Source organism: Acinetobacter sp. (assembly GCF_036666595.1).
Taxonomy (GTDB): Bacteria; Pseudomonadota; Gammaproteobacteria; order Pseudomonadales; family Moraxellaceae; genus Acinetobacter.
Window position 1 is genome coordinate 538,278 of sequence record NZ_JAVWVO010000001.1, and the last position, 22,254, is coordinate 560,531.

The following is a 22,254-nucleotide window of genomic DNA, read 5'->3' on the forward strand; positions in this document are numbered from 1 at the left end:
ATTCTTTTTAGCGCGGCATAATTCCTAATGTGCTACGCATAGCTCCACCCGTAATGGCAATATCGGCAACCTTCTGCATGGTACCTGTTGGAGACAATGCAACCTCCGCTCTAAAGACAGTCCCTTGTCCACCTGCTAATGCCTTATGGTTAAATTGCACTTGATTGTCGATGACAACTGAATCCTTTTGCATATGAATTTTTCCATTCAAACCTAAGTGACCTTGCATTTTGTTCAAGTTAAAACTTGAGGTTTTTGTTGTTGTTCCATTGCTATCGGTATTACTGAGACTAATAAAACTGCCTTTTTTACTTTCATTACTCAGGTCTGTGCTACTCAATGTATTAAATTCAAAATTAGATTTAAATGAGAGATAATTGCTTTGCGGTGTTCCACCTACAGCCTCAAGTCCTGGAATAATAAAGAGCTCACCTTTACCATCCAACATAAAAGCAATCGATGCGAGAACATCATCTTTTTTGGCAAAATTATTAATCGGCACGACTTCTTTAGCACAACTATCCACCCCTGCTGGGCAGTTATATAGTGCACCCGGAAGCTGCCCGATTGCGATTTCCGCATTCGCAGCAAACAATAAGCTATCGGCTTTGATATAGATTTCATTTTCATTAAAGCCAATCACCCCATTGGCTTTAAAATATGAATCAATATTGCGCAAGCCTGTATAGTAATTAACTTCTTCGCCATGCTTACTCATCGCACCATCAATAACGATAATAGACGTTGTTTTAGGGTTACCTTGACTATCTTCCCCATAACCATCGGTTGATATCGCGATATCATAGCCCAAGCCATCCTTCACCGTTCCAGCGGTATTGGTATATTTCTTGGCAAAAAATGCTGCATTGGCATTCAGGTTATAAATCGGAATACCTAAGCCCCATGTCCCTTCGTTAGTATTGTTTACCGCAATAGAATTATCTGAAATAAAGCGAGCTTTACGTGCAATGGCTTGAAAATCGAGTCCACGTACAGCAATAAAAGCCATATTTGAAGCATTGCCCGTTGGTGATGGGTTATAAATCAACTCATAGTTTTGCGCACCTAATATCGTCTTAATTTGGTCATTGACCACAAAACCCATTGAGTTTGTACGAATGTTATTGATATAAATTTGGCCAAAATCAATATAGGCATTTTGACTGTTTATTGCTGAATTAGGGTCAGTAGAAGTACGTACGTTCAGCGGTGATAAATTTGAAAACTCGATAGCATAACTACCTGTACCGGTGTGTCCTAATTCAAACGTTGTCGGTGTGGCAGCGCCCAGCAAACTATTCCCTGCACGGGTAAAGTCAGCCGATACATTTAAATGTAAGCCGCCCGCATTCTTAAAACCATAACCTGCAGATGCAACCACCTCATTTTCTTGAACATTACCGTTAACACGGTTGACCGTATTAAACTTAGCAACACCAGTCTGGTCAGCATTTAATGCGATCTTGCCATTGGTTAATGCACCCGATGCCCCTATTCGAATTAAGTTTCGATGAGTCGAGTTTGCTGAACCATAACGTAAATCAACGTTTAACCCCGGATTCGTGGCATTGCCTACACGGCTGTCATGTACATCTGTCTTATCTTCCACTCGACCTAAAACAACAATATTATCGCCGACACTGCCCTTTGAGGTGAGAACTACACCTTCCGTTTCATCGATATAAAGATATCCATCAGCAAATAAATTGAAGTTGAAATCTTTTAAAGTTAAATCTTGATTATTTTGTCCATAGCTAATGCTCGCATTCTGCAATTTAAAATCTAAATGCACCTTTGAGTCGCGGTTAAACAGACCATTCGTCGTTGCCAAGTACACTTCAAAAGGTGAAATAGTCGAAAGCTTAAAACTTCCTAAATTTTGATCTGTTTCACCCGTTGCACAATTCGGTGAACACATCAGCATGATTTGGGCAGCCGTTGCGGTAAAAGGTGACACACTTGCAGAGAGCTGAATGCCAACCCCTTGCGTACCATTGGCTAATTGTGTTGTTCCCACATCAAAATCGAGTTTGGTTTTAATGTTGTTATAACCCGTTGCCGTTTTCACTTCAATATTATGCAAACCCAGTTTTATCGGTGTTTTTCCGACTTCCGCAGGATCGACCCAATTCAGTTGTTTAATGTCAACTTTTGAAGCTTCATGGGTAATTGAAATACCATCTTGACCCGTTACATCACTTAAAATCTGATCATTCAAAGCTTGTAATGCATAACTTTGATTGGCTGCACAAATACACAGTGTCAGAAGGTTTAATTTTATTATTTTATGCATTTCAATATCCTTTTGAAACTATATGTCTAACAGCGGCTACCCGCAGTGCCCGAGCAGTTATAGCTAAAGATTTTTAGATTTCCATCTAGATGTAAGTTGCCATGGACATTTAAGCCCATAAAGCCTTGTTCCTGACCTTTATCAAAAGTTGGTACAGTTTTACTCGTACCGTAACTGTTATACGTTGAGGTATTGAAATACCCATTTTCACCACTTTCCACTGAAAGGCTAGCAAAGCCCAAGTTACGAATTTTGAGGGGTTTATCATCGAAAAACTTTAACATCATTGCAGTTTGTGGCTTGCCTTCTTTATTCAGAATTGTGGTGCCTTCTAGCGAAAATTTATCAATTTGCATGGTGCCTTGGAACTGCTTAAACACCAGCCATTTTCGTTGCCCATTTTCCTTATGATTATTTGGGGAAATGGCGATACGACACAGTTCTAATAAAGCGCAATCTTGATTTGCGCGCATTTGATAATACGCTTCAGTGACAATAGCCCGCCCATTCGCATCTACACCATTGGTTCTGGAAATCGTATTTAGACTCATATCATTGGCATATTGGTGGTTGATCGATAGCGTTAAGCTCAAATCTGCGCCGCCCTGTCCAGTCACACCAACCAGTTCCGTATTATCCAAATCCACCAAACCCGCTTGAGACAACATAGATCCCGACATCAACAGGGTTACACATAACTTTTTCATCATGTCACTGTCCTATAGGCCTGTGGTCTTAATTTTTAAGTGTTGAATCAACACACCATCTATAGCAACCGAACCCAGATTCACAGGAACTGCTGTTCCAGTCCCACGAAATACCACTCCCGTAGAATTATTGGCTGTATTGGCTTTGAGCATATTGGTGGTCGGATCTCGTGTCACACTACCAATCGAAATGCTGCTGTGTGTTGCGTTATTCCCTTGGTATTGAATCGCGCTAGTCCCTGTCCCAGTTTGAACAAAATTCGAACCACAATAGGCCACATTACAGGTTGATCCTTTATAGTCAGCATTGTTTCCACCTTGTACATCTGGGTAGTAGGTATAAATCTGCTTATAAATCTCAGGCACGTTCGGAATACGTGTGACTTCAAGAATAATATTGCGTCCTTCCGAACCTACAACAAAAGGCTGATACATATTGCCCAAGACCAAATTAATATTTGGGCTGTATAAATAAAGTCCCTCACTGGCATCAAAGATTGGAGCCAATGAACGATCTAATGCGGGTGTGACTGCCGTGCCATCATTAGTCGCGGCTGTGCTAAGTCGAAGGACTTTGGCGTTCAATAGCGCTTTATTTGCGTCATTGTTGGCATACACCAATCCAGATGGATTATCATTGGTATTGATCCGAAGTAAGGTTGCCATCCCAAAGGTTTTATTTTGATGGTCGAGAGTCGATGCTTGGGTTTGAAACATACGAACCTGTGAGCCATTTAAACTCAATCCGTTGGCAACCGCTTGTAGACGTATTCTTTGATTTAAACTTAAATCAGGATCCGCAGCCGCGTTAGTTGTTGTTGGTGCACCTGTAATGGGGTCCACTTTATTTTGGGAATTCCAGCTACGCGAAAAAGCATCCCACCATAGACCTAATTTAATATTATTATCTGCGTCACTGGCTAGAACGGTCGCTAAAGGCGCTTCTAACCCCAAAAAACTAACATCTGAACTTGCATTCGACTGGTGAAACTGTTTGATTCCCGTGGCTGTCCCTGCGCGAAATAACCAAGGGTTAACATCGCTTCCCCATGTAAAGCCCTGATTACTGAAACGGTTGTTGGCATTATTATCAGACAGTGAAAGTGCTAAACCATAAATGAAGATGTCCGCTTTGGTTCGTTTCGTAGTCAGATCATCGGCGTTGGTATATTTGGAGTAGTTCTCACCCACAGGAATAATACGAATAAAGCCCGTGTCGTATTGTTGTGGATTGGCCACGCCACGATTATAGCTAGAAGCAGTGGAGAGATCATTGGCCCCTTGAAACACCATCTTGAAGTTTTCAGGAAGTAACGCAATGCCTTCACCCGTAGTATCCGCTAGATATTCATCGGAAAGTGACTCAAGGGCAAATGTAGACTGCGCAAGCATGAGTCCGACAAGACTAGCTAAACAAGATCTTTTCAATCCTGCGGGATATATACGATTCGTCATCTCGACCATCCTTATTATTTGATGCTCCGCATCTTTATGTACTGCATCCTTTGCTTGGCATTCTACTCTGCGCACTATAATTTTTATTTGCGTCAACCAAAGCACTTTAGTTCACAATTGATTATGCTGAAACTCAGAACAAATGCAAAACCAACTGTCCGATAATATTTATTTTCCGATGAATGAATTGCCATAAAAAAAGCGGATCAATGATCCGCTTTCTTAAATATCAAAAACTTAGGTCTTCGGTAAAGTCACACCAGTTTGACCTTGGTACTTACCACCACGGTCTTTATACGATGTTTCACACACTTCGTCAGATTCGAAAAACAACATTTGTGCAACGCCCTCACCTGCGTAAATACGCGCAGGTAGATTGGTTGTGTTCGAGAATTCTAAAGTGACATGACCTTCCCACTCAGGCTCAAGTGGTGTGACGTTTACGATAATACCGCAACGTGCATAGGTAGATTTACCCAAACACACAGTCAACACATTACGTGGAATACGGAAATACTCAACGGTACGTGCTAAAGCAAATGAGTTCGGCGGAATAATACAAACATCAGCTTCTATGTCGATAAAACTTTTATCATCAAAGTTTTTTGGATCTACAATTGCCGAGTGAACATTGGTAAAAACTTTAAACTCACGTGCGCAACGAACGTCATAACCGTAGCTCGACACGCCATAAGAAATGAGTTTTTGACCATTTTCATCTAAACGAACTTGGTTTTCTGCATACGGTTCGATCATGCCGTGTTTTTCGCTCATTTCGCGAATCCAACGATCGGACTTAATAGCCATTTATTCTTTCCAAAAAAGCTTAATTTCAATAATTGCGTTGTACTTTAACTGAAATCGCTTTCAATGAAAATAAGCGTGTTTAAGTTCGCAAAATTTCTGTCTTTAATTGTTAAATTAAAAACTTAAAATCGCAGAATAGCTCAACGGAATCGAAAAACTCATCAAGACCAGCGATGCTGTTTTTTGCAGGTTAGATTGGTTCAGCCAACGAATTTTATTGCTCGCTAAAATTGACCCGATAAAAGTCCAAAAGAAAGCAATCGGAACAATCAAAACCAAAAACAGTGACATATGCGACAGATAATAATCCAATTTTGTCCACGCAATAGTCGGAAAAATGGCTGAAGCAAACAACAATGCTTTAGGGTTCAATAATGTTGCCAAAAACAGTTCACGCGCTCGAATAGTCGGTTGATTAAAACTCACCTCGACATCGGCTGTACGCCATAATTTGATGGCCAAATAAATGATATAGCTTGCGCTAAACAGTTTTAGAATAGTCGGCAATAAAGGCAAGTGCACGGACACTTTTCCAATGAGGAAGCCCCATGCCGTAATTGAAATAAGATAGCCAAAAGCTTCTGCTGGAATGAGACGCAAAGATTTACGAATACCGACTTGAATGCCTGAAGAGGCAAGTAAGGTATTGGTCGGTCCTGGAGTTAAAAGAATGGTTATCACTAAACCAATAAAAAACCAAGTGACCATATTCACAGACCCACATATATATAGCTATAAGCGTAATGACTTGCCTTGCTGAAAGCAATCAAATTTAGTGAACCGTGATAACAGTTTTTTTAATTTTCATTCAATACTTAACACAAATGAAGCATAAGACCCTTACCAAATCTAGCTTTGAGAAAGATGACGCCATACACTTTATTCTTTTTTCGAATCAATGATTTTATAAATCAAATAAAGACGAGTAATGAAAAAAAACTATTCAAATGATTTTTAATCAGTTACTTTTTAAATCATGCGTATTTTTATTCATCAATCTGATAGCGCGAAGTCAAGGATAAAAGAGCCAAGTGAATGGCTTTGAAGATAATAAAACGAGGAAAAGTATATGAAAAATGGACTCAACTCACGCTACTTTCAATTGCACTTGCGGGTCTAGGAGCATGCTCGAGTGACAATAAAACAACGACTTCAGACGGTGCTCAAACCGAAACCAGTGCACAAGCATCCAACAAACTCCAAAGTAAATTTGTCAACATAGCGACAGGTGGTGCATCTGGCCCATACAACGTGATTGGCACCAGTTTGGCTGAAATTTATAATAAAACCTACGGTGTAAATTCAAAAACTCAAACCACAGGTGCATCGGTAGAAAATCTTAACCTACTCAAACAGAAAAAAGTCGAAATGGCTTTTGTCATGAGTGATAGCTTAACCGAAGCACTAAATGGCACAGGCAGTTTTGCCAGTGGGAAAATTGATAATGTCCAACAAATTGCGGCACTCTATCCCAACTATGTGCAAATTGTGGCATCAAAAAAATCAGGCATTAAAAACCTTGAAGACTTAAAAGGTAAGCGTATTGCCGTCGGTGCTCAAAACTCAGGGGTTGAAGTCAATGCACGCACTCTCTTAAATGGTTTTGGTATTACTTACAATGACGTGAAGGTCGATTATCTGGGCTATGCAGAAGCCGCCGATGCTTTAAAGGGTGGAAAAATTGATGCTGCATTCTTAACCAGTGGTATCCCCAACTCATCCTTGATGGAACTGCAACAAGGTTTCGATTTACAACTGGTCGGGATCGATCCTGCGAAAGTGAAACAAATCGCCAAAAACCAAACCTATTTCCTATCTCTGAATATTCCGAAAGGCACTTATGGCAATGCAGAAGATATTCCAACTGCGGCCATTATGAATGCATTAGTGGTACGTTCCGATCTTTCTGAGGATGATGTCTATAAACTGACCAAAACCTTCTTTGATAGTTTAGGACAATTGGCCAACTCACATCAGGCGGCGACAGAAATTAATCTGGAAACGGCTCAAAAAGGCGTGGTTGCTCCGCTACACCCTGGGGCTAAACGTTATTACGACGAACTCGCAGCGAAAAAATGAAGCTAAAAAAAAAGTGCAGTGTTTACTGCACTTTTTCTACTCGGTTTATGCGGGCTGCTGTTCTTGCCTATTCGCTATAGCGAAGTGACTGTTGCTCAAATGCAGTGCCGAATTTCAACAGCACAATTTAGTTTACAGTGGAAACATTCAGTTGAAAAAACCCGTTGGATTGAAAACTATCAACGAGAGCAACAACACTTTATATTGCGCTACACCGACCTGATTTCTTTCGGTGCAGGCACACCGAATGACTACCCCATCATCTTTCAAAAAGACGGTATGGTCAGAATGAAAGTTAATCGGCGCATTGATCAAATCAACTGGATCATTTCCAAGAATATGCAAGGCAGTATCATCATTCACCAGAGCGTCTGGCCCATTTTTCAACAATATCCAGATTACACCTTGGTGCAAATTACAGCACAACAACAGCCCTTGTGGAAAGCATGGCAGATCGGAGAATGCCGATGACTCAAAATGAAGAAAAAGTTACCCCTGAACAATTAGATGAGCAGCAACAACAAGCCATTTTAGAAAAATTTGATCGTGAGTCAGTGACTCGTTCCCCAAGCAACAAATCTGTGGCATGGTTCATAGCGGCGGTTGCTATTTTCTATTCCTTATTTCATTTATTTATTACATTTAATCCACTACCCGAACTGATTCAACGTTCCGCCCATGTCGCTATTGGCTTGGTTTTGATCTTTCTACTTTATCCTGCGCGTCAGTCCAGTTCACGACAAAGCATCCCTTGGCTGGATTGGTTACTTGCCTTAGCTGCTTTAGCAACCTTTTTATACCTTTGGAAAGAATATCAAGCCATTATGACCACGCGTGGGGGTATTCCAAACACCTTAGATATTGTTTTTGCCATTTTAGCTGTGGTGCTGGTGGTTGAAGGCGCTCGGCGGGTCATGGGGTGGATGCTGCCTATTTTAGGTTTAGTCTTTCTGTCTTACCCGTTTTTTAGCCACTATGACTGGGTCCCCGATCGTTTATTGACGCGCCCATATAGTATTAGTGATATTTTCGGGCAAATGTATTTAAAAACCGAAGGACTTTATTCTTCCGCAATCGGTGCTTCAGTCACTTTTATTTTCCTGTTTATTTTGTTTGGTGCTTTTCTGGCGAAATCAGGCATGGGAAAACTGTTTAATGATCTTGCGATGGCACTTGCGGGACATAAACAAGGTGGTCCTGCAAAAGTTGCCGTCATTTCCAGTGGATTTATGGGCAGCATTAATGGCACAGCAGTGGCCAATGTCGTAGGTACTGGTTCATTTACCATTCCCCTGATGAAAAAAATTGGCTACCACAAAAATTTTGCAGGTGCTGTTGAAGCCAGTACCTCTGTAGGTGGACAAATTTTACCCCCGGTGATGGGAGCCAGTGCCTTCATTATGGCTGAAACCACGGGTGTCAGTTATGGCACCATTGCCCTTGCAGCTACGCTTCCGGCTTTACTCTACTATTTAGGTGTGATGGCGCAAGTTCATTTCCGTGCGGGTAAAGACAATTTAAAAGGCGTACCGAAGGCGGATTTGCCACGGGTTAAAGATGTCCTCAAGGAACGAGGACATTTGCTTATTCCGATCGTGGCTTTGGTATTTTTCCTCTTTCAATCCATTCCTGTCAGTTATGCCGCGGTCTATACCATTGTCTTAACTGTGGTCGTGGCGAGTTTCCGCAAATCGACCCGTATGGGCTTCAAAGAAATATTAGAAGTGCTCGCCGATGGTGCAAAACAATCACTTTCGGTCATGGCAGCCTGTGCTGTGGTGGGGATTATTATTGGTGTGGTAAGCCTGACCAGCTTTGGCTCTGTCATGACCTCCTCAATTATGAGCATCGGTGCAGGCAGCCTATTTTTAACGCTGTTCTTTACCATGATTGCATCGATGATTTTAGGTATGGGACTTCCTTCGATTCCAGCCTATATCATTACCGCGACTATGGCTGCACCCGCTTTGGCAAACTTTGATATTCCCACACTGGTGGCACATATGTTTGTGTTCTACTTTGGTCTGTTTGCCAATATTACTCCCCCTGTCGCCTTAGCCGCCTTTGCAGGTGCGGGAATCGCAGGGGGCGACCCAATGCGCACAGGCTTCCAAGCCTTGAAACTTTCTTTGGCTGGTTTCATTGTCCCGTTCTTGTTTGTCTATAACCCTGCCATGCTGATGATTGATACAGCCAATGTCGCAGTCAATGCGCGTGAGTTTGCTTTTCCTGCATGGACGACTATTGTGAGTATTGTCTTTACCTCAGTGGTTGGGATTTTGGCACTGGGTGCAGCTGTTGAAGCCTACTTTAAAGTTGGTTTGAACTGGTTCTGGCGGATTTTCTTAGGTGCAGGTGCGTTATGTATGATTATCCCTGAAACTGTGACTGATATTATCGGGATTGTGATGGTGGTGATTGCCATCAGCATTAATATTATGCAAGCCAAAAAACAAAATCAGTCCTATTCACTGTCCTAAAAAAACAAAAAAAAGCCCAACTCAACATGTTGGGCTTTTTTTTATTTATGGCTGATTTAGAAAATACGGGTCTGGTCTTTTTCAGCCTGTGGCAGGGCTGCTGCAATTTTTTCAGCAATTTGCATATAGCTGTCTGCTGCACTGTCTTCCACTAAAACAGAAGGCTTACCCGCATCCGCATTTTCACGGATTTGTACATTTAAAGGCAGACGTCCTAAAAGTGGAATAGCATATTGCTCCGACAGTTTATCACCGCCGCCCGTACCAAAAATTTGCTCTTCAAATCCACAATTTGAGCAAATATGGGTCGACATATTTTCCACAACGCCCATGACTGGAATCTGTACGCGGTTAAATAACTCAATGCCTTTGGTCGCATCCATAAGTGCCACATTTTGCGGGGTGGTTACAATCACCGCACCTGTCACAGGAATACGCTGCGCAAGCGTCAACTGAATATCGCCTGTACCCGGTGGCATATCAATCATCAAAACATCTAAGTCAGGCCATAAGGTTTGATTGAACAGCTGCATCAATGCCCCTGTCGCTTTCGGCCCACGCCAAGCCACAGGAGTATTATGATCACCTGTTAAATGCCCAATCGATAACACTGCCAAACCATAGGCATCTAAGGGTACAAAATTTTCCGCTTCAATCATCGGCGTTTTGCCCGCATTGCCTAACATAGTCGGAATACTTGGACCGTAGATGTCCGCATCTAGGACCCCAACTTTTAAGCCGATTTTTTGCAAAGCAAGTGCAAGGTTTACCGTGGTGGTGGATTTGCCCACGCCCCCCTTGCCCGAGGACACCAAAATCACATTTTGAATACGCGGATGCTTCGGCACATCACGTTGTTGTGGCGCTGCTTTTTGGATGGGTGGATTGTTTGGATCAGTTTCAACGGGTTGTGCAGCAACTTGGGCTGCTGAGTCTGAAGCATCAATCACTGGGGGTAAGTTGCTTTTCGGTGCAGCCTCTTTTGCTTGGCTTGAACAGCTTTCACCTTCAGCATGCTGATGTCCACAGCCACCTGACTTTTCTTTATGTCCCGTTTTTTGTTGAATCACATGCATGTTTAATTCTTTGATACCGCATGCTTCCAGCGCAACCGCCAAATCATCATGAATCTGTTGTAAATCGTTGGCTTCGGCAGGAAAAGTATTGATGGTAATTTGCAGAATATTGCCCTGCACACTCACTTGAGTAATGCGGTCTTTCAACGCATGGTTTGAATTGGGCAAGATATAGTTTTGCAGTACTGTTTGGATTTCTTCTTCCTTTACCTCCTGCGCAGGAGAAAAAACTGATTTAAGAGAAGAAAGCCACGACATATATGTACTCCAAATTCGAGTATTCAGCTGAATGCTATAGTTTAACCACAAAACGAACTTAGGTTAAGTTCAGTATTTATGGATTATGCCATGAAATTTAGTATTCCTAGCTTTTTAGTTGGTTTTATACACTGAATATCAAAGGACGAAGCTCAGCCGCTTAAGCTAACTGAAAAAATAAAATCGGTGAATTGGATCAAATTTGAACGTAAAGAATTGTAAGTACAATCCAATCTCCCTAATTAAGGTGATGTTATTGCATAGCAAAATATCTATATTCTGTTGTTCTATCTTGACGCGATTTCGGGAGAAAAAAATGAAACTTTGGGCCGTGGTTGTTTTGGCTTGCACCATATCTAGCTTTAGTTTTGCAGACACATCAACCAATTCATTTAAAACCCCTGCGGGTCAAACGGTGACTATTGGTGACCAAGTTCAAGACATGCAGAAAAAAATTGATTTATCACCTATTTCTATGTCCTCTACCCCAATCAGCAGTGCGCCGAATAGCCCACTTGAGACGGTATATGTATATGAAATTGCAAACTATCGGTACACCATTCGCACCGTGAACAATCAAATTCAGAGCATCCTGTGGTTTAACTTAGACGCAGACCCTGCACTCAGTACACAGTCTACGCCATAGTATAGCGAACATCGGAAAGATCGACATACTCCATTTCAGACAGATTAAGCTTGGTCGTCTTTTTTAAACTTTTGCAGCGTTTCTGTAGCTTTCTTTTTCAACTCGTCAAATTTTTCAGTGGCTTGCACCTTAAATTCTTCCAGTTTAATTTCGGCCTCATGCTTTAACTCAGTGGCTTTAAGTTTAGCCTCATCCAGTTTATGCCCTGCTTCAACTTTAAAATGATCCAATTTCTCCTGCGCGACTTGTTTCGCGTGCTCGGCTTTGGCTTGTGCGGACTCCAACTTTTGCTCAAAAGCTGCATCACCTTCGGATTTACTTTCTGCTGCGTTTTGCTTTAAGTCGGTCAACTGCTTTTCAGCATCAAGCTTGGCTTCAGTAGCCTGATGTTTGACATCTTCCAGCACTTTCTCGCCTTCGAGTTTTGCTGCTTGAGCTTTCAACTTCAAGTCTTCACCTAACTCAGTCGCTTTGGTTTTTAAATCATCGAGTTTATTGTCATTCGTCATGTCACAGCCCTCTTTCGTATTTAAAATTTTGCTTAACTCAGAGTTATACCTTGCTTTTTAAGTGCTGACGTCATTTGCATCATTTGGAAACAATAGCTGTACAGGATGCAGCAATTTAAACACCATCCTGTAGCACTATACGGAAAATACTAACGCTTTAAAGTACTGATAAAACTGATGACTGCAAACAGCCAAATAAACAAAATGAAACTGCGTGCTTGAGTGAAATGGGTCACGTCTGCGCCATGTACAATATTATGACGGTTGGCGGTAATACTTGAACTCGCATCCATTTTCAATGCTTCAAGGCTCAGGAAATACGGATTGATTTCACTGGCAATTTTGACTTTATGCCATAGGCTTTTGACCTCATGACCTTTCAAACCCGGTACAATTTTATAGACATCGACAAACTTAGTTTGATTTTGCTGTAAATAACCATGCTCAATTAGCGCATCCGTCAAAATCCCTTCAATTTGACCATAAAGAACCGTAATACAACCGGCATAACACTGCTGTTGATACAGTTTTAAAGTTTCTTCAATCACGCTGCGGCGCTGGGCTTGGAATGCCCCCAAATCCATCGCGTCGTAAGCTTCAAGCAAAGTCGTTTGGAAATAGTCCGTTTGAATTAAATCGGGCAATTGAAACTCAGTAATATCCGCTTCTTTTTCATTGGCCATTTGCCAGAAAAACAACAGGTTGAGCACATCATTGGCGATTGGGTTATCACTTTCATACTCAAGCTGATCGGCCATGATTGCAAAGTACGGATCTTCCAACTCGAGCTGACGTAGCGACTCGACCAATTGTGCATGTGGTCGACTGCCCATTGAAGCAAGATATTGTTCAGCTTGTTGTAAAAGTCGATTGCCCAGTAGTTTAGTCGCTTGTGGATTTTGCGGAATTCGGGTCACAGGTTGGTCGAAATCAAAATCATCATCGATCATGGACGGCATACTCTTAAAAACGGGCTGAATGTACGTATTATCGCTGTTAATGGCGCATGAATATAGAGAAAATATGCATTAGTTTTAAGCTCCATGACTTGAGTACTGAACAATCCCTTCAATCTTTCATTAAAAGATGAACAAGATGCTTTATGCCGTTTTAGACCATGCATTTCCCATGATTTTTTCAGTATTTTGCTCAAATTAGCGATGGATGCTCAATCTAGCGATCAATTCATATGGGCTTTAGTCTCATTTGAAAACTTTTCACCGATTCACTTGTGCAAGTCGCGGCTATCTAAGGTAAAATCGTTGACCTTATATAAAATACGAATGAGAGAGTCATATCCGTGCGTAATATTTTAGTCACTAACGCCCTACCATACGCCAATGGTCCCATCCATATGGGACACTTACTCGGTTATATCCAAGCAGATATTTGGGTTCGTGCCATGCGTGCAATGGGACACGATGTGACTTATGTATGTGCGGATGATGCTCACGGTACAGCCATCATGCTACGTGCCGAAGCCAATGGTATTTCACCTGAAGATCAAATTGCCAACGTACAAAAAGAACACATCCGTGATTTTGATGGTTTCGGTGTGCATTTCGACCATTATGATTCAACGCATAGTGATGAAAACCGCTCTCGTGCTTCTGAAATTTATGTGAAAAACCGTGAAGCAGGCAATATTGCCATCCGTCCTGTCAACCAGCTTTTTGACCCTGAAAAAGGCATGTTCTTATCGGATCGTTTCATTAAAGGCACATGCCCGAAATGTAAATCGGAAGATCAATATGGCGATGCGTGCGAAGTCTGCGGTACAACATACAATGCAACTGAGCTTTTAAACCCGAAATCAACTTTGAGTGGTGCGACGCCTGTAGAGAAATCTTCGGATCACTACTTCTTTAAACTGCCGAATTTCTCAGAATATTTACAAAAATGGACGCGTGACCAAGGTCGATTACCTGTTTCAATTGCCAATAAGCTTGATGAATGGTTTGAAGCGGGTCTATCCGATTGGGATATTTCACGTGATGCGCCGTATTTCGGTTTTGAAATTCCAGATGCACCGAATAAATATTTCTACGTTTGGGTCGATGCGCCGATTGGTTATATGTCGAGTTTTGAAAACTATATCAAAGCTAAACGTCCTGATTTAAGTTTTGACGACTTTTGGAAGAAAGACTCTGACAAAGAAGTCTATCACTTCATTGGTAAAGACATCGTTTACTTCCACGCGCTGTTCTGGCCTGCAATGCTTGAAGGTGCAAACTACCGTACGCCATCAGGTTTATTCGTCAATGGTTTCTTGACGGTGAACGGTCAGAAGATGTCGAAGTCTCGCGGGACATTCATCAAAGCTGAAACCTATTTAGAACACTTAAACCCTGAGTACTTACGTTATTACTTCGCGTCTAAACTGTCAGATAAAGTTGAAGACTCTGATTTGAACTTGGATGATTTCGTTCAGAAAGTAAACTCAGACTTGGTTGGTAAAGTGGTCAACATTGCCAGCCGTTGTGCAAAATTCATCAACACCAAGTTTGATAATAAATTATCAGCAACTTGTGCAGAGCCTGAATTGGTACAAAGCTTTATTGATGCGGGCGACTCAATTGCGAAAGCCTATGAAGCACGCGAGTTCTCTGCTGCGATTCGTGAAATCATGGCGCTTGCAGATAAAGCCAACCAATATATTGATGAGAAAAAACCGTGGGCTTTAGCGAAAGTTGAAGGCAAAGAACAGCAAGTACACGATGTTTGTTCGGTGGGGATTAACCTATTCCGTCAATTGGCTGTGTACCTTGCGCCTGTACTTCCAACTTTAGCAGCTCAAGTGCAAGAGTTCTTAAAACTATACCGCTTTGACTTTGCTTCTGCTCAAACGGCATTGGTTGATCATGAAATTGCATTGTTCCAACCTTTAATGCAACGTGTAGACCCTAAAGCAGTTGCTGCGATGGTTGATGCATCGAAAGATTCTTTAGCGACTGCGGCTGAACCTGCAAAAGTTGAAAAGAAAAAAGAGAAGAAAGCTTCGACTAAGCCTGAGCCAAAAGTGGGTGAGGCTGAAATTATTGGTATTGACGACTTTATGAAAGTTGACCTTCGTGTTGCTGAAGTTTTAGAAGCTGCAACGGTCGAAGGCTCGGACAAGTTACTTCAATTGACTTTAAATGTCGGCGAAGCTGAACCGCGTAATGTATTCAGTGGTATTCGTGAGTTCTACCAACCAGAAGACTTAAAAGGCAAATTGGTGGTGATGGTGACTAACCTTGCACCTCGTAAGATGCGGTTTGGTATTTCAAACGGTATGGTACTTGCAGCGGGTAATGGCGAAGGTGTTTGGGTGATTTCACCTGAATCTGGCGCTAAAGCTGGTGATAAAGTGTCTTAAGGTTTAATCCTTAAAAACAAAGCCTCTACGTTGTAGGGGCTTTTTTATTATTTGCTGTTTCTCCCCCCTCATCCTAGCCTTCTCCCTCAGGGAGAAGGAACTTTCATTAGGGAATAATTTAATTAATTACACGCTCTCTTTTAATAAAAAAGATGAGAAAACCATTATCTAGTCACATGACCAGTGACATGGATGTCGCCCGTTCACTAGGGGCACATGGATGTGCCCTCTAGTGAACAAAGGGGTTTTGTTACTTTTGTCCAGTCAAAAGTAAAGATCATCTAATTTTTATTTTATAAGATAGCATCTAATACTATAAATATTAGATGCTTAACATTAATTATTGAAATTTTATTCAAGAAGTCTCAAATGCAAATTGACCAATTAAATACGATAGCTACTTTAGTTGCTCTAATAATATTTATAAATTGGAAAAAGCAAAAAGGCAGTGAAGTTATTTCTAATGAAGCAAAAGAGACTTTCTATCTTGTAAAAAGCTTACCTCAGCAACCCAGTATTGTATTAGAAGACATACTTAAGATGGCTATTGAAAATTCATCACCAAATGTACCAAACGATTTCGATAAGGCGAGATTTGAAATGTTTAGGGACTTAAATATAGAAATCATTAAAAAATTAGATTTAATCGCTTTTGACAACGAAGATCAAGAAACACTAGCTATTATCGAAAATTATACGAATAGTTATAAAAATTTTGACATTTTATATTCTCGTCCAACGACAACAAAAAACATTTTAGAACTCCACACATTATACAAAGTCAATATGGATTGCTTAAAAATAGAACTCTACAAATACATACTATATAAAAAAACGTTATAATACAGTTCTATTGGATGTATTTACTTATTTTGCTACCACCAAAAACTAGATGAAAAAAATCAACCCACATGCTAAAAAATAGACAATTCAACAAATTTTGTGAAACTTTATAAATGAATAAGTTACTTGCTTCCGCTTTAATTATCTCTAGTATCAGCAGTATTTCAGCTTTCGCCCTTTCCCCGCCCGCCCTAATCTCCCAACAAAAACAAGTCTCAGGCTATTTCCAATACCAAGCGGGTGATACACAAATCACTGCCCTGCTCGATGGCACCAACTTCATGTCACCTAAACTCTTTCAAAATACCCCAGAAAAAGAAGTGCATGAAATTTTAAAGAAATATGCTGCTAACCAAGCCAAGGGCGTACAAACCTCAGTCAATGCCTTCCTCGTGAATACAGGCCATTCGCTGGTTTTAGTGGATAGCGGCGCTGCGAGCTGTTTTGGCGCACATTTGGGTTCAGTGTTAAGCAATTTAAAAGCATCTGGCTATCAACCAAAGCAAGTCGATACCATCTTGCTGACGCACCTACACCCAGACCATGTGTGTGGTATTAGCCAAAATGGCGTGGCAAACTTTCCAAATGCAACGGTTTATGTTTCGAGCGATGAAGCGAACTATTGGCTAAACCCGAAACAGGTCGAAAAGCTCCCGAAAGAAAAACAAGCCGGCTACCTAGGAACTGTTGAAAAAATTAAACAAGCCATTGCGCCCTATCAAGCCAAACAACGCTCCAAAACGTATCAATTGGGCGATCAAGTTCAGGGCTTTAAAGTGATTAATACCGCGGGGCATACGCCGGGACATTTTAGCTATGAGCTGAAAACCAAAGATGAAACGGTGGTCTTTATTGGTGACATTGTGCATTCACATACTGTGCAATTCGACAAGCCAGAAACCGCTATTGATTATGACATCGACCCGAAAAAAGCAGTGCAAACACGCTTAAAACAATTTGCGGAATATGCAAAAGGCGGGCAAACCATTGCAGCACCACACTTGCCATTCCCTGCTATTGGACATATCTATTCCTCAGATGGGAAAAGCTATCAATGGATTCCTGTGCATTTTAAGGATTAATTTATACGAAAATTAACTCTTCTTTTGGCTGAGAGTTAAAAGACTCTTCATCCAAATAGAAGTTTGTTAAATCATAAAAATCCCCTCATTTGAGGGGATTTTTTTTACTACTGTGGACTCATCGAGTTTTGTACAAAATGCGGAGAGCGAGGTCCGTATAGCAACCCTTTTTGCTGCATCAACTGCGGAGCATACAACTGCGTACTCACACTGTTAGACAGCACATAGGCTTTGTCAGATAAATGATTAGAAATTTGGTCAATCAAGGCACCCACTAACATCCCGACTAGACCCGCGTTGCTATTATTATTGGCTTGTTGGATTTTTTCCTGACCTTCCCATAATAATGCCCCGGTTTTTAAATCAACCAATTTCGCCTCGACCGCAACGGTCGATGTCGATTGAATCACCTGATATTTAGAACCATATTCTTTGACTTTGACATACAGTGCAGCATCCGCTCCAAAAATTTCATTGAGTTTCTGAATTGGAATTTGCTGCGCATCATAGCCGTTGGTTACGCCATTTTCTTTAAATAGCGTATCGACCACAGAAATAGGGAACACATAATAGCCCGCTTCTGCGACAGGTAAAGTCACGGTAGACCAATACCCATAGGTTGCGCGTGTATCGGGTGATTCATTTACAGGCGGCAACACCAAAATGGATTTTGGCATATTGGCATGATATGCAGATAAGTCACGTATACTTTTAGGTGTCGTAGCACAACCCGTGAAGAGTGTCACAACAAGGCCAAGTACGCATAGTTTTTTGAAATGTTTCACTTCACACTCCCTGCCGCAGACTGGGCTGTCATTTTTTTCAAAAGACGATCCATTAATACTGTCGACTCTGGGTAGGTTTGGCGTTCAAGTTCAAAATACTGAACGGCACGTGGCCCATTATTGATATTTAAGTTCAATAAACCCAAATGTGCATACAAGCCCGGAGGCACTGCTGCATTTTTGGCTTTGGCTTTTTCAATATCTTTTTCAAGTTTACCAATCTGTTCTTGTGGAGAAGTCTTTTCTGGCAGACTCAACATCAAATAGGTTTGCTGCGGGTATTCGCCCCAGCTATATAACGATTTTGGCGCTGAAACACAGCCCACCAAAGTCATGGTGCAGATTGCACCTAAAACCAATACGATTTTTTTCATTGATTCAAACCAGTTACTGCGCAGACCACTTATTGGTTTGAATATCCAACACCAAATTATTAACCGCTTCGCGTACAGCCAAATCTAGAACTTTGCCGTTTAAAGTTGAGTCATAAGAAGCGGTAGAACCAAAACCTAAAATTTCACGTTCACTGAGTGCATACTCGCCTGCGCCTTGCACCGAGTGAACAATTTCTGCTGTTTTGACATCGACAATATTTAAGTTCACTTTGGCATAAGCAATTTGGGTTTTACCACGCCCCAATATGCCAAATAGCTGGTGATCACCAACTTCTTTACGGCCAAATTCAGACACATCGCCCGTTAATACATAACGTGCACCTTTAATGGCTTGAGATGATTTGGTGAAACCTGCTTCTTGTTGTAATTCAGCAAGGTTGTCGCGGTTTAGGACAGAGAAATAGCCCGATTGCTGTAAATGCGTTTCTAAAATGGTTTTCGCCTGACCACCTAAACGATCAACATTGTCTGAGAAAATGCCACGCATGTAGCTTGAGCGGTTGTCAAATTTTCCTACAGAAACAGGCGTTTTAGTGCCAGCGTATTTGACTGTCGCCACTGCCGCTGTTACTTGCGGTGATTGAATTGTTTTTGACGTTTCTGTTGTTGAACATGCAGATAATGCTAAGCCACTCAAAACGGCCAAAAATATAGATTTATTCAAAATTTATCCCTCAAATCTTTAATTTAAAAATCATTAAAAAAATCAAAGGGATTATAACCATTTAGCTTTTAGTTACCTATACAAAATCCAGTTTTGTTGTTGTAAACCTTATCACTTCATTCCAAAAATCAGTTTTAAACCCAACACCGTCATCACCGCCCCTGCTGCGCGGTCAAATACTGCTTTAAACTTCAAATACACACGGCGCGGCTTTTCAGCAGACAATGCCACTGCAACCAACGAACACCAACCCGCATCAATAAAGAAACACAGAATAGGTAGTACATAATAGTAATAAGTTGGGATTTCTTTGGGTAAAAGTGCAGTAAAAATACTGGCTAGAACAATCGCAATTTTAGGGTTGGAAAGCTGAGTAATTAAACCAGTCATAAAGGCACGGCGTAAAGTCATTGCTTTCGAGCTGGAATGATCTGCCTCAATTGGCTCTTTGGCATGTTTAATAATTTTAAATGCGAGCCAAAGCAAATAGATCCCACCACAAATTTTTAAGGCCAAATACGCTGACGGCACTGCCAACAAAAAGGCTTGTAAACCAAGTACAGCCAACAGACCAAAAACAGCTGCGCCTGTTCCTGTCCCCAGTGCGGTAAAGAGGCCATGCTTTCGAGAAATCGCAATCGAATTTTTTGCTACATAAATCGACGTCGGTCCAGGGCTCATTGCGCCTAACATTAATGCAAAGGCAATGGAGCCCAAAATCCAAAATGATTCCAAGAGTGACCTCTAAATTGAGAGAATTTATCAGCTGCGATTTTACGCTAAACAAAGTTTTTACGATATTCACTTTATCAGTTATTTTTCACATTTATATCGTGATCAAGCCACAGCTTGTACACCCATTATATTTTTTAATGATAAATAAAAAGCCTATTTTTAAGTAAATTCGGCATAGGCCATAGTGAAAACAACAATAGAGCAATTACTCAACAATAAACTTCAACATCAGTTATTTAGATAATATTCAATTTTAATAAAAAGACAAATGTGTATTAAAAATAGCCATCATGTTCTTATTTTTGATTACAAAATATAATGGGGGAATTGCTTCCCTTTTCATACATTTTTCATATATAAAAAGACTTACTATTTATAAGGTTTTATTTCTAAAAACCACATTTTTTAACTTCATAATTTTTAACATCATAATTACAGGTGAACCATGCAAAATAAGAAGCGCACCCCATTAGACGCGCAACAATCCCATCTTTGGATCATTGGTGGTGGTATCGCAGGTATGGCTGCCGCTGCATTTGCAATCCGCGATGCCAAAGTCCCTGCCAAAAATATCCATATTTTAGAAGAACTCGATATTTCAGGCGGCTCAATGGATGGCGGACATACACCGCATGCCGCACAAGCTTGGGTAACACGTGGTGGGCGGATGCTGACCGATGAAACTTATTTGTGCCTATGGGACTTATTTTCCAGTATTCCATCCTTGGAAAATCCAGACATTTCAGTGCGTGAAGAATGTCGTGAGTTTAATGAAAAAGTAAAAACCCACGCCAATGCACGTTTAATTGATGCCGAACATGTCATTGCGGATGCGGCAAAGCTTGGCCTGAATACGCTACATCGTGCACAGATGCTGCGCCTATTGGCTTCAAAAGAAGAAAAAATTGGCAGTCGCCGCATTGATGAGTTTTTTGATGAAGCCTTTTTTGAAACCAATTTCTGGCGCATGTGGCGCACGACTTTCGCTTTTCAAAAATGGCACAGTGCAGCAGAGTTAAGACGCTATTTCTTGCGTTTTATTCAAGAATTGCCACGCATTCATACCTTAGCGGGTGTGAAACGTACTAAGTACAACCAATATGATTCAATGATTCTGCCCTTACAGCGTTGGCTAGTCGCACAAGGCGTCGATGTGCGTTTTGGACACTATGTCACAGATGCGGACTTCATTACCAATGCTGCAACTCAAGAACGCCATGCTTCGCGCCTATATGTACAACTGCCTGAAGGCTCAGAGCAAATTAATCTAAAAGCCAATGATTTAGCTATTTTCACTTTAGGCTCTATTACCGCAGATTCGCGTTATGGCGGTAATCATGACGTGCCTGCCCTCGTTCGTCATCGAGAAGACCATGGCTGGACACTTTGGGAAACTTTGGCACAAAAAGCCCCAGACTTTGGCCGTCCAATGACTTTTTATGGCAATGTCGATGAACATAAGTGGGAGTCTTTCACTCTGACTATGAACGATGACGTGTTGCTTAAACGCATTATTGACTATACAGGCAATGAACCAGGCACAGGCGCACTGATGACTTGGTATGAGTCGGGTTGGCATTTATCCATCGTGGTTCCTGCACAGCCGCACTTTGCCGACTTACCTGAAGGCCTCTATACCTTATGGGGCTACGGTTTCCAAATTGACCATATGGGCGATTACATCAAGAAACCAATGTCCGAAGCCACAGGGCAAGAAATCCTAACAGAACTGATTAAACAGCTCGGTTTTGACGACATTTTAGATCATGTTTTGGCAACCACCAATGTAACCACTGCCATGATGCCATATGCCTCTGCCCTATTCGCCTGCCGTAAGCCGGGGGATCGTCCACAGGTAATCCCACAAGGCTCACAAAACTTTGCTTTCCTTGGACAGTTTGTGGAAATTGAAGATGACGTGGTCTTTACTGTGGAATATTCAGTTCGTGGGGCGATGCTTGCCATTTATGAATTCTTTGGGGTGGAACGTGAAATCCCTGAAATTTACAACGGTCTGCTTGATCCGAAAGTCGGTTTGAAAGCTTTAGAAACTGTGTTCCACTAAGCTTTTAATCTATAGCG

At 41.4% G+C, this 22,254-nt stretch carries 20 protein-coding genes; 8 read left to right on the plus strand and 12 right to left on the minus strand.

Annotated features, from left to right (window positions below):
• Positions 1 to 7: 7 nt before the first annotated feature.
• The 5 genes from RR876_RS02540 to RR876_RS02560 form a co-directional block, all read right to left on the minus strand.
• Positions 8 to 2,293 carry a DUF6160 family protein gene (locus RR876_RS02540; RefSeq protein WP_332477641.1) on the minus strand — a complete coding sequence of 762 codons (2,286 nt, stop codon included), beginning with the start codon at positions 2,291 to 2,293 and terminating at the stop codon, positions 8 to 10.
• A 26-nt stretch (positions 2,294 to 2,319) separates the two neighbouring features.
• On the minus strand, positions 2,320 to 3,003 hold the full coding sequence (locus RR876_RS02545; RefSeq protein WP_332477640.1) for a hypothetical protein: 684 nt from the start codon (positions 3,001 to 3,003) through the stop codon (positions 2,320 to 2,322).
• 9 nt (positions 3,004 to 3,012) lie between these two features.
• Complete coding sequence (locus tag RR876_RS02550; RefSeq protein ID WP_332477639.1) at positions 3,013 to 4,455, minus strand: hypothetical protein; 1,443 nt, start codon at positions 4,453 to 4,455, stop codon at positions 3,013 to 3,015.
• 237 nt (positions 4,456 to 4,692) lie between these two features.
• Complete coding sequence (dcd, locus tag RR876_RS02555; protein ID WP_004694514.1) at positions 4,693 to 5,262, minus strand: dCTP deaminase; 570 nt, start codon at positions 5,260 to 5,262, stop codon at positions 4,693 to 4,695.
• Between the two features lie 114 nt (positions 5,263 to 5,376).
• Positions 5,377 to 5,970: a LysE family translocator gene (locus RR876_RS02560; RefSeq protein WP_087010438.1), complete on the minus strand. Its 594-nt coding sequence runs from the start codon at positions 5,968 to 5,970 to the stop codon at positions 5,377 to 5,379.
• A gap of 327 nt (positions 5,971 to 6,297) precedes the next feature.
• Between RR876_RS02560 and RR876_RS02565 the strand changes: the two genes are divergently transcribed.
• Genes RR876_RS02565 through RR876_RS02575 form a run of 3 tightly spaced genes read left to right on the plus strand, consistent with a single transcriptional unit; the run spans position 6,298 to position 9,821 of the window.
• Positions 6,298 to 7,341, plus strand: coding sequence for a TAXI family TRAP transporter solute-binding subunit (locus RR876_RS02565; protein WP_332477638.1), 1,044 nt, complete (start codon positions 6,298 to 6,300; stop codon positions 7,339 to 7,341).
• Between the two features lie 18 nt (positions 7,342 to 7,359).
• On the plus strand, positions 7,360 to 7,812 hold the full coding sequence (locus tag RR876_RS02570; protein ID WP_332477637.1) for a DUF1850 domain-containing protein: 453 nt from the start codon (positions 7,360 to 7,362) through the stop codon (positions 7,810 to 7,812).
• Positions 7,809 to 9,821 (plus strand): TRAP transporter permease, encoded by a 2,013-nt coding sequence (locus RR876_RS02575; RefSeq protein ID WP_332477636.1) that lies wholly within the window; start codon positions 7,809 to 7,811, stop codon positions 9,819 to 9,821. The genes RR876_RS02570 and RR876_RS02575 overlap by 4 nt, the downstream gene beginning before the upstream one ends.
• A 56-nt stretch (positions 9,822 to 9,877) precedes the next feature.
• Here the strand turns inward: RR876_RS02575 and apbC are convergent, their stop codons facing one another.
• The gene (gene apbC / locus RR876_RS02580) at positions 9,878 to 11,155 is read right to left on the minus strand and encodes an iron-sulfur cluster carrier protein ApbC (RefSeq protein ID WP_332477635.1); all 1,278 of its coding nucleotides are present in this window, start codon (positions 11,153 to 11,155) and stop codon (positions 9,878 to 9,880) included.
• 316 nt (positions 11,156 to 11,471) lie between these two features.
• On the opposite strand from apbC, the gene RR876_RS02585 reads away from it, so the two are divergent.
• A complete protein-coding gene (locus tag RR876_RS02585) occupies positions 11,472 to 11,801 on the plus strand; it encodes a hypothetical protein (RefSeq protein WP_332477634.1) in 330 nt (109 codons plus the stop codon).
• A gap of 44 nt (positions 11,802 to 11,845) precedes the next feature.
• On the opposite strand, the gene RR876_RS02590 is transcribed toward RR876_RS02585, so the two are convergent.
• On the minus strand, positions 11,846 to 12,310 hold the full coding sequence (locus RR876_RS02590) for a hypothetical protein (RefSeq protein WP_332477633.1): 465 nt from the start codon (positions 12,308 to 12,310) through the stop codon (positions 11,846 to 11,848).
• A gap of 149 nt (positions 12,311 to 12,459) precedes the next feature.
• On the minus strand, positions 12,460 to 13,260 hold the full coding sequence (locus RR876_RS02595; protein WP_332477632.1) for a hypothetical protein: 801 nt from the start codon (positions 13,258 to 13,260) through the stop codon (positions 12,460 to 12,462).
• Positions 13,261 to 13,610: 350 nt separating this feature from the next.
• Here RR876_RS02595 and metG point away from each other — a divergent pair, with 350 nt between their 5' ends.
• The 3 genes from metG to RR876_RS02610 all read left to right on the plus strand — a co-directional run bounded on the left by metG (position 13,611) and on the right by RR876_RS02610 (position 17,593).
• Complete coding sequence (metG, locus tag RR876_RS02600; protein ID WP_332477631.1) at positions 13,611 to 15,668, plus strand: methionine--tRNA ligase; 2,058 nt, start codon at positions 13,611 to 13,613, stop codon at positions 15,666 to 15,668.
• Positions 15,669 to 16,037: 369 nt separating this feature from the next.
• Positions 16,038 to 16,511: a hypothetical protein gene (locus RR876_RS02605; protein WP_332477630.1), complete on the plus strand. Its 474-nt coding sequence runs from the start codon at positions 16,038 to 16,040 to the stop codon at positions 16,509 to 16,511.
• A gap of 113 nt (positions 16,512 to 16,624) precedes the next feature.
• Positions 16,625 to 17,593, plus strand: coding sequence for an MBL fold metallo-hydrolase (locus RR876_RS02610; protein ID WP_332477629.1), 969 nt, complete (start codon positions 16,625 to 16,627; stop codon positions 17,591 to 17,593).
• Positions 17,594 to 17,700: 107 nt separating this feature from the next.
• On the opposite strand, the gene RR876_RS02615 is transcribed toward RR876_RS02610, so the two are convergent.
• From RR876_RS02615 to RR876_RS02630, 4 genes are all read right to left on the minus strand, one after another.
• Positions 17,701 to 18,378, minus strand: coding sequence for a GNA1162 family protein (locus tag RR876_RS02615; protein ID WP_332477628.1), 678 nt, complete (start codon positions 18,376 to 18,378; stop codon positions 17,701 to 17,703).
• On the minus strand, positions 18,375 to 18,752 hold the full coding sequence (locus RR876_RS02620; RefSeq protein WP_078388388.1) for a DUF4810 domain-containing protein: 378 nt from the start codon (positions 18,750 to 18,752) through the stop codon (positions 18,375 to 18,377). Before RR876_RS02620 ends, RR876_RS02615 begins: the two co-directional genes overlap by 4 nt.
• A gap of 13 nt (positions 18,753 to 18,765) precedes the next feature.
• A complete protein-coding gene (locus tag RR876_RS02625; RefSeq protein ID WP_058869141.1) occupies positions 18,766 to 19,437 on the minus strand; it encodes a CsgG/HfaB family protein in 672 nt (223 codons plus the stop codon).
• A gap of 111 nt (positions 19,438 to 19,548) precedes the next feature.
• Positions 19,549 to 20,172 carry a LysE family translocator gene (locus RR876_RS02630; RefSeq protein WP_078388386.1) on the minus strand — a complete coding sequence of 208 codons (624 nt, stop codon included), beginning with the start codon at positions 20,170 to 20,172 and terminating at the stop codon, positions 19,549 to 19,551.
• A 445-nt stretch (positions 20,173 to 20,617) separates the two neighbouring features.
• Between RR876_RS02630 and RR876_RS02635 the strand changes: the two genes are divergently transcribed.
• On the plus strand, positions 20,618 to 22,237 hold the full coding sequence (locus tag RR876_RS02635; RefSeq protein WP_332637061.1) for an oleate hydratase: 1,620 nt from the start codon (positions 20,618 to 20,620) through the stop codon (positions 22,235 to 22,237).
• The last annotated feature ends 17 nt before the right edge of the window (positions 22,238 to 22,254 follow it).

Bases quoted from the DNA above. Each gene is read 5' to 3' on its own strand.
- RR876_RS02540 (WP_332477641.1), bottom strand. From the start codon at position 2,293: ATGCATAAAATAATAAAATTAAACCTTCTGACACTGTGTATTTGTGCA.
- RR876_RS02545 (WP_332477640.1), bottom strand. From the start codon at position 3,003: ATGATGAAAAAGTTATGTGTAACCCTGTTGATGTCGGGATCTATGTTG.
- RR876_RS02550 (WP_332477639.1), bottom strand. From the start codon at position 4,455: ATGACGAATCGTATATATCCCGCAGGATTGAAAAGATCTTGTTTAGCT.
- dcd (WP_004694514.1), bottom strand. From the start codon at position 5,262: ATGGCTATTAAGTCCGATCGTTGGATTCGCGAAATGAGCGAAAAACAC.
- RR876_RS02560 (WP_087010438.1), bottom strand. From the start codon at position 5,970: ATGGTCACTTGGTTTTTTATTGGTTTAGTGATAACCATTCTTTTAACT.
- RR876_RS02565 (WP_332477638.1), top strand. From the start codon at position 6,298: ATGGCTTTGAAGATAATAAAACGAGGAAAAGTATATGAAAAATGGACT.
- RR876_RS02575 (WP_332477636.1), top strand. From the start codon at position 7,809: ATGACTCAAAATGAAGAAAAAGTTACCCCTGAACAATTAGATGAGCAG.
- apbC (WP_332477635.1), bottom strand. From the start codon at position 11,155: ATGTCGTGGCTTTCTTCTCTTAAATCAGTTTTTTCTCCTGCGCAGGAG.
- RR876_RS02585 (WP_332477634.1), top strand. From the start codon at position 11,472: ATGAAACTTTGGGCCGTGGTTGTTTTGGCTTGCACCATATCTAGCTTT.
- RR876_RS02590 (WP_332477633.1), bottom strand. From the start codon at position 12,310: ATGACGAATGACAATAAACTCGATGATTTAAAAACCAAAGCGACTGAG.
- RR876_RS02595 (WP_332477632.1), bottom strand. From the start codon at position 13,260: ATGATCGATGATGATTTTGATTTCGACCAACCTGTGACCCGAATTCCG.
- RR876_RS02605 (WP_332477630.1), top strand. From the start codon at position 16,038: ATGCAAATTGACCAATTAAATACGATAGCTACTTTAGTTGCTCTAATA.
- RR876_RS02610 (WP_332477629.1), top strand. From the start codon at position 16,625: ATGAATAAGTTACTTGCTTCCGCTTTAATTATCTCTAGTATCAGCAGT.
- RR876_RS02620 (WP_078388388.1), bottom strand. From the start codon at position 18,752: ATGAAAAAAATCGTATTGGTTTTAGGTGCAATCTGCACCATGACTTTG.
- RR876_RS02635 (WP_332637061.1), top strand. From the start codon at position 20,618: ATGCAAAATAAGAAGCGCACCCCATTAGACGCGCAACAATCCCATCTT.